Annotated in this window: 7 protein-coding genes; 3 read left to right on the top strand and 4 right to left on the bottom strand. The window is 60.4% G+C overall.

Translation table 11 applies throughout. The features are described 5' to 3' along the window. Nucleotides 1–281 precede the first annotated feature (281 nt). On the bottom strand, nt 282–1667 hold the full coding sequence (mgtE, locus tag HW556_RS17490; protein ID WP_176901412.1) for a magnesium transporter: 1386 nt from the start codon (nt 1665–1667) through the stop codon (nt 282–284). A 314-nt stretch (nt 1668–1981) separates the two neighbouring features. Between mgtE and HW556_RS17485 the strand changes: the two genes are divergently transcribed. The 3 genes from HW556_RS17485 to HW556_RS17475 all read left to right on the top strand — a co-directional run bounded on the left by HW556_RS17485 (nt 1982) and on the right by HW556_RS17475 (nt 5631). Beyond that, complete coding sequence (locus HW556_RS17485) at nt 1982–2800, top strand: cyanophycinase (RefSeq protein WP_176901411.1); 819 nt, start codon at nt 1982–1984, stop codon at nt 2798–2800. Nucleotides 2801–2931: 131 nt separating this feature from the next. Next, a complete protein-coding gene (locus HW556_RS17480; protein ID WP_176901410.1) occupies nt 2932–4182 on the top strand; it encodes an OmpP1/FadL family transporter in 1251 nt (416 codons plus the stop codon). A gap of 27 nt (nt 4183–4209) precedes the next feature. Further along, nucleotides 4210–5631, top strand: coding sequence for an SGNH/GDSL hydrolase family protein (locus HW556_RS17475; RefSeq protein WP_218136963.1), 1422 nt, complete (start codon nt 4210–4212; stop codon nt 5629–5631). Nucleotides 5632–5742: 111 nt separating this feature from the next. On the opposite strand, the gene HW556_RS17470 is transcribed toward HW556_RS17475, so the two are convergent. The 3 genes from HW556_RS17470 to HW556_RS17460 form a co-directional block, all read right to left on the bottom strand. After that, nucleotides 5743–6771, bottom strand: coding sequence for a YpdA family putative bacillithiol disulfide reductase (locus HW556_RS17470; protein WP_176901409.1), 1029 nt, complete (start codon nt 6769–6771; stop codon nt 5743–5745). A 31-nt stretch (nt 6772–6802) separates the two neighbouring features. Beyond that, nucleotides 6803–7231, bottom strand: a complete 429-nt coding sequence (locus HW556_RS17465) for a DoxX family protein (RefSeq protein ID WP_176901408.1) — start codon at nt 7229–7231, stop codon at nt 6803–6805. Between the two features lie 142 nt (nt 7232–7373). Beyond that, nucleotides 7374–7712 (bottom strand): DinB family protein (locus HW556_RS17460; RefSeq protein ID WP_176901407.1); only part of this gene is annotated, 339 nt, incomplete at its 5' end.

The raw sequence follows: 7712 nt of genomic DNA, 5'->3' as shown, positions 1-7712 counted from the left end.
GCGGTGATGGGGGTACCCAACGGCACGCAGGCGGCCACCGGGGGCAGCCCCAGCAGCGGGAGGAAGCGGGGAAGTAGGCGCATGGTGCGAAGATACGGGCCACGGAGGATCTTGGGTGGCGTGGGGGGGGTTTTGGGGGCGGGGAGGGGGGGGGGGTGCCCGCCCCCCCCCGCGGTCCCCCCCGTTTAAACGTTTTCTTCCAAGGAAAGGAAGGGGGGGGGGGAACACCCCCCGCCCCCACGGCGTTCTAGTAAGTTGGATTATCTATCTGATTAAAAGCCCTATAACAGCGTGCCCCGGAGTACCATAGTCGCTACCGTGAAGTAGATAATCAGGCCCGTTACGTCGACCAGCGTGGCCACGAACGGAGCCGAAGAGGTGGCGGGGTCGAGGCCCAGGCGCTTAAGCAGCATGGGCAGCATGGCCCCGGCCAGCGCCCCCCATAGTACAATGCCCAGCAGCGAGAAACCTACCGTTACGGCAATCAGCGACCAATAGGGGCCGAAATAGCCAGGGTCGATGTACTTGGCCCACAACACGATGCGCAACGAGCCGACCACACCCAGAATCAAGCCCAGCAGCAGCCCCGACAGCAGCTCCCGTCGCAGAATCATCCACCAGTCGGCCACCGTAAACTCGCCCAAACTCATGGCCCGGATGATGAGCGAAGTGGCCTGCGAGCCGGCGTTGCCACCGGCCGAGATGATGAGCGGAATGAACAGGCCCAGCACCGCGGCCCGCTGAAGGTCGTCCTCGTAATGATGCATGGCCGAGGTGGTCAGCATCTCACCCAGCAACAGAATCACGAGCCAGCCGGCCCGCTTCTTCACCATGCTCCAGATAGAGGTGGCCAGATATGGCTCGTCCAGTGCCTCCGAGCCGCCCAGCTTCTGGATATCCTCGGTGTCCTCTTCCTCCCGAATGTCGAGAATATCGTCAATCGTGACGATGCCAAACAGGATACCTTCGCTGTTGATGACGGGCAGGGCCACCCGGTCGTTGCGCCGGAACTCGTCAATGGCCTCCTCCTGGTCCTGCATGGTACTAAGCGACACGAAGCGCCGGTCGAGCAGCTCACTCACCCGTACCTCGGGCCCAGCCAGCAAAAACTCCCGAATGCGGATGTCGTCGATGAGCTTGCCCCGCTCGTCGGTGACGTACAGCACGCTGAGCGTTTCTGACTGCCCGCCGTGGCGACGAATGTATTCGAGCACCTGTTGTACCGTCCAGTGCTCCCGGATGGCAATGTAGTCGGGCGTCATCAGCCGGCCCACCGAGTACTCGGGGTAGCCCAGCAGCTCCAGCGTAATCTTGCGCTCAGGCTCCGAAAGAGTCTGAATCAGCTCCCGCACCAAATCGTCGGGCAGAAACTCCAGCAGCGCCGTGCGGTCATCGGGCGACATCTCGTTGAGAATGTCGGACATTTTTTCCTGGCTGAGATTGGCCAGAAAGTGCTTCTGAATGTCGAGGTTGAGATACTCGAACACCTCGGTAGCCAGCTGCAGCGGCAGCAGTCGGAAGATGATGAGCTGCTCACGTTCTTCCTCTTCTTCCAGCAACTCCACCACCTCGGCGGGTTCGAAGTTCTTGAGCGCTTCTTTGAGCTTGAAAAACTCGCCTTCCTGAATCAGGGACGTAATGTGTTCGAGGGTCGGGTGCTGATTCATGGACTGAGGGGAAAGAAGCAGTTTTTCGCTAGGCAGAAGCTATTGGTGACTGGGCCGAACCGGCGCGCAAAAGTACGGCTTTCCCGGGCCAATCGGTTCGGCAAAGCGCAACTTTCTGCCGGCTGGCTGGCGGCCCTGGCGGCTACTGAAGCCAAAGGAAGGGCCGGGCTTACGTCTGGCAAATCGGTTTGCGCCAAGTCCTGCCACCCCGCTTTGGGCTGTCGCTTGGTTTGCCGAATGCCTGGTCGAATAGGTGTAGGGCTTGCCGAAACCAATAGGGGGTGTACTTTTGAATTCGCTCCTGCCGCTCTGCCATGCCCCAACCGCCCGCCGCCCTTCCTCTCGGCACGCTCGTCGCCCTCGGCGGCGGCGACGACGATGCCATGCTGGCGCTGCTCGGCGAGCTGCTGCCCATGCCCGAAATGCCGGTCGAAATCGTAACGGCCGCCTCTTGGACCAACGCGGCCATGACCGGCGCGGCCTACGAGCGGTCGTTTCGGGAGCTGGGCTGCCCGGCGGCCCGCCACCTGCCCATCAGTGAGCACCAGCCCGCCGACGCGCCGGCCACGCTGCGCCGCCTGGCCCGGGCCGGCCTCGTATTCTTCTCGGGCGGCGACCAGGAGCGGCTGCTGCAGCTACTGGCCGGCACCGAATTCGCCCGCCAACTGCGCCAGCGCTTCTACAACGACGAAAGCTTTATAGTAGCCGGTACCAGCGCCGGCGCCGCCGGCCTACCCGAGCAGATGATTATCGACGGCTATGGCTGGCGCTCCTTGCGCAAGGGCGGCATCAAAACCGGGCCGGGCCTCAACCTGCTGCCCCGCCTGTTCATCGACCAGCACTTTGCCGAGCGCGGCCGCTTTGGGCGGCTGGCCCACGCCCTGCTGGCCCACCCCGCTTGCCTGGGCCTGGGCCTGGCCGAAGAAACCGGCATTATTGTTCGTGGTGGCCGCTATGCCACCGTGTTCGGCGACGGCGTGGCGACGGTAATGGACGCCAGCGGGGCGCACGGCACCAACGTGGGCCGCATCGGGCGGGGCGAACCCGTGAGCGGCCAGGACTTGCGCCTGCACTTGCTGGTAGCGGGCCAGCAGCTCGATTTGATTTCTCACGAAATCAGCAATTCCGCCTGAACACAAGCCTTGAGGCGCGGAAGTGCTTTTGCGCGTATTGCAAAATTGTTCGGCTTGCCTACTATAAATTGGGTTTTTACTTTACATTTAGGAGCGCTAAGCCCTCAAATTCTCACCCTTTCATTATTCGTATGAAATTTAAGTCTCTACTTCTGACAGGAAGTGCGCTGCTCTCGGCTACCGCGGTTTCGGCAGGTGGCTACCAGGTAACGCTGGCCGGCATTAAAAACAATGGCATGGGCGGTGTCGGCGTCGGCTTGTCGCTCGATCAGGCCGCCATGTTCTACAACCCCGGTGCTCTGGCCATGGTGCGCGACCGGGGGGTGCAGCTTGGTGCCAACTTCACGTTTGCCCGCAACTCGTTTGTGGCCGAAGGCAGCAACCAGCAGCGCGAATTGCGCAACAGCGTGGTTACGCCGGTAAGCCTGTTTGCCGGTTTTGGCCCGCAGGAGGGTAAATTTCGGGCCGGTATTGCGGTGTACACGCCTTTCGGTAGCAAGTTGCAGTACGCCGACGGTTGGGAAGGCCGCACCTCGCTGACCGATATCGACCTGAAGTCAATTTTCGTGCAGCCAACAGTTAGCTACGCCATCACCGACCAATTGAGCGTGGGTGCCGGCTTGGTAGTGCTGGCTTATGGAGCCGTAAACCTGCAGCGCGACATTCCACTGCCCGATTCGTTCGGCCACATTGAGCTGGACGGCAAGGCCGAAACCAAGCTTGGCTTCAACGCCGGTATCTTCTTCAAGCCTTCCGAAAAGCTTAGCCTAGGTATCAACTACCGCTCGAAAATTGATGCGCAGGTAAAAGACGGCGACGTAACGTTTACCAACATTCCGACTACTTTCCAGCCGCGTTTTCAGGCGGGCACGAAGTTCGCGGCCACGCTGCCGCTGATTGCCACTACCAGCATTGGTATTGGTGTGATGCCTACCGAAAACCTGACTATCGGCTTCGATGCCAGCCTGGCTAACTGGAGCGCCTACCGGACGCTGCGCTTCGATTTCACCCAGCCGGTGAACGGGGCCGATTTCAGCGAGTCGCGCCGCGAGTACGAGGACGCCCTCACGTTCCGTTTGGGTGCCCAGTACAAGCTGACTAGCGGCTTGGTAGTACGCGTCGGCGGCTCGTACGACGAGAGCCCAGTGAAGGATGGCTTCGTAACGCCCGAAACGCCCGACAACGACCGTTTGGGTGGTACCATTGGTGCTTCTTACAACTTTGGAAAGCTGGGCATAGACCTTTCGGCCCAGTACATCGGCATCAAGAAGCGCACCCAGACCCAGCAGGATCTGCTGAACAACGGCACCACCGACCGGATTGCCGGCACCTACAAGACCAATATCGTGATTCCCGGCATCGGCCTGAATTACACCTTCTAGTTCTAACCGCGACTCACTCCTGATTCCATGAATACTACTTTGTTTCGCAAATCTGCGCCGATGCTGGCCCTGCTGGGCCTGGGCCTGAGCGCCTGCCAGCCCGACCTGGAAAAGGACTTCGAGCCCAGCAATGGCACGGCCGATTTCTCCAACTACGTTGCCGTAGGCAACTCGCTCACGGCCGGCTTCTCCGACGGGGGCCTTTATCTGGAAGGCCAGCAAAACTCGTTTCCGGCTATTTTGGCGCAGCAGTTCGCCACGGTAGGCGGCGGCGAGTTTGTGCAGCCGCTGTTCGGTGCGGGCCAGGAAAACGGCTCGGGCTATCTGCGTTTGGCCAATATCGTGAACGGAGTGCCTGTAACGGCCAGCGTAACCGATATGCTAGCTATCCGCGGCTTCGCGGCTCCCGGCAGACCGCTCTACACCAAATTTGCTGGCCCGGTAAACAACTTGGGCATACCCGGTATCCGCCTCTCGGACGTTGAAACGGCAGGCTACGGTAGCACGGCGGGCAACCCCTACTTCGAGCGTATTTCGCCCGATGGCAGCACCCAGACGTACCTGCAGCGGATAGCCGCTTCTGCTCCTACCTTCTTTACCAACTGGTTGGGTAACAATGATGTATTGGGGTACGCTACGGCTGGTGGTGCTGCCAGTTCGCTGACTCCACTAACTGATTTCACCGACAAGAACTCGAAGGTGATTGATGCGCTGACTGCCGGTGGAGCCAAAGGTGTAGTAGCCACCATTCCCGACGTAACCACAATTCCGTTCTTCACCACCGTGGGTCCTAGTTTCCGGGCTACGCTGGCAGCGGGCAATGTGCCTGGTCTGGTCATTCAAACGGGCTCTGCCCCCGGTGGTGCTACCTCAACTAATCGTAAGCAAATCACGACGGCCGATATCAAAGCGGTAGATGGCTCGGGCCGGCAATTGTTTACGCTGCTCTCGTCGCCTTTCCTGCCCTTAGTGGGCACCAGAACCGGCCGCCCTTGGCGCTATGTATACGGCCAGAGCGGCCAGCCCGCTGCAGGTTTCCCATTGTTCTTGGCTGCCTACGGCGTTGACACCACGGCTGCTTTCGGCGTGTCGGCCGGCAACCCAATCCCGAGCCTGTTTGTGCTTGATGATGTAGAGCAAGGCCTAATACGGACTGCTACGAACAACTTCAACACCGCCATCAAAACCAAGGCTGCGGCTAAGGGTCTAGCTGTATTCGATGCCAACGCCTTCTTCTCGACGGTTGCCTCCAATGGCATCGTGGTGAACGGCGTGAACAATACCGCCGGCTTCGTTAGCGGCAACCTATTCTCGCTCGACGGTGTGCATCCTACACCTCGCGGTTACGCTATTGTGGCCAACGAGATGATCAAGGTTATCAACTCCACCTACGGCGCCAAGGTGCCCACGGTAAACCCGAACAACTACCGGGGCGTGAAATTCCCGTAATAGTTGGGTTATCAGCTTTTCTGCAAAAGCGCCCGCCTCAATTGAGGCGGGCGCTTTTTTGCGTTCAGGGATTGGCAAGACACAGAAACTGAAACGGGCGTTTCCCCCGTTTCAGTTTCCTAACTGCACTGGCTGCAATACATCAGGCAGGGCAGGGGTAGGCTCGCCGGCCAGGCGGGCGGCAATAAGCTGGGCGTGGTAGCGGCCGTTTTCGATAAACCAACGGCTGGTGTTGCGGCCGCCGCACACGGTACCGGCCAGATACAGGCCGGGGCGGTTGGTTTCGAGCGTATCAGCGTCGTGGCTGGGCGTCTGGGCGGCGTCGGTGCCGCAGGTAATGCCCAGGGCCGCCAGGAAGGAGAAGTCGGGGTGGTAGCCGGTGAGGGCGTATACGAATTGGGCCGGCAGCGTGCGTGGCCCCTTGGGCGTGGCCACCTCTACCGCACCGGGCATAATGCGGGTGGCGCTGCTGTTGAACAGCGCCCCGATACGGCCTTCTTTAATACGGTTGACTAGGTCGGGCCGAATCCAGTATTTGACGGATTCGGGAATGTCGGGACCTCGCACGAGCAGGGTGGGGCGGGCACCGGCCCGTAGCAGCTGCAGTGCCGCTTTGGCCGCCGAATTCTTGGCCCCAATAATCACCACATCCTGGCCCGCATGGGCATAGGGCTCTTTGTAGTAGTGCGATACATGCGGCAGGTCTTCGCCGGGCACATCGAGGTAGTTGGGCAGGTCGTAAAAGCCGGTGGCCACCACCACGAAGCGGGCCTTAATGTGGCCTTTATCAGTGACTACCGTGAAGTTGCCTTCCTCGCCTTCGAGGCCAGTTACCCGCTCGTAGAGGCGCAGAGTCAGGTTTTCGGTGAAGGCCACGCGGCGGTAGTAATCGAGGGCGTCTTCGCGTAGGGGCTTGTAGTGGAGCGTAGCCATCGGGTGTCCCCCGATTTCGAGTAGCTCGGGCGTCGAGAAGAACTCCATGTTGGTGGGGTAGCCCACCAATGAGTTCACCAGCGCGCCCTTATCGAGCACCACCGCCGTGAGGCCGCGCCGTTGCACTTCCAAGGCACAGGCCAGCCCCACGGGCCCGGCCCCGATTACGGCCACATCGAAGGAAGATTCGGTATCAGAAGGATTCATGCAGGGTAAACGGGCGGCGGCGGGGTTCTGTTTAAAGCGGCCGCCGGGCCATGAGCGCCTCCAGGGCCCCGGTGCTCCACAGCGCCACGCCAATCAGCACGGGCTGGAAAAACAGGCGGCCCAAGCGCTTGGCATCGGTATCGAGGCCGAACGCAGACAGTTGGTGGGTATACTGGTGGATGTTGCCCGGAAACACGGCCGCGTAGAACAGGCCCAGCCCCAAGCCCATCCGCACCCGGTTGCGGCCTTGTAACAGCAGCAGCCCCAGGCCCAGCCCAATTTCTACCACGCCCGAAGCCAGTACGACCGTGTCCTTATCGAGCGGCACAAAATACGGCACTTGGGCCTGAAATGCTTGCCGTTGAAACGTGAGGTGGCCAGTGCCGGCCACGACCATAAAGGTGCCCAGCAGCCCGCGGGCTACGTTTTGCAGGGTGGTGGTATGAGGTTGAGGGCGCATATGAGTGGCGATTGAATTAAGTTCTACAGGGTAGCTATACGGCCGTTCAGCTGGTGCGAACAACTGCGCCAGGACTCCGCAAACCCAACGGCTCCTCCATCCTGAAGTATTCCTGATTACCTGCAAAGAGCCGCCACGGCTACTACCAAAGGTGTAATAGCCGCCGAATCAGAATGATTTCGCCGGTGTGATAGGCCGCGTGGTCGCCAATCAGTAGCGCCTCGCGCAGAACCGTCTGGCCGTCGCCGTGCGGAATGGGGGCCAATAAATCGGTGTCGGGGTACTGCAACAGGTTGATGAAGCGCTGCCGGTCAGTCTGAATTTGGGCAAGCGTCTGGTTCCACTGCGCTTCGTCGGCGGTAGCGGTTTGGGCGGGCCAATAGTCCGCGGGCCAATTCGGAGAAGTGTGCTCGGCTCCGAGGGAAAACTCCACAATATCCCACTGCGCAATGCGCACATGCTCAACCAACTGCCAGATAGT

This window comes from Hymenobacter terrestris, from assembly GCF_013377905.1.
GTDB lineage: Bacteria > Bacteroidota > Bacteroidia > Cytophagales > Hymenobacteraceae > Hymenobacter > Hymenobacter terrestris.
The sequence above is the reverse complement of the archived record's forward strand: the minus strand, read 5'-3'. Positions and strand labels throughout refer to the sequence as shown.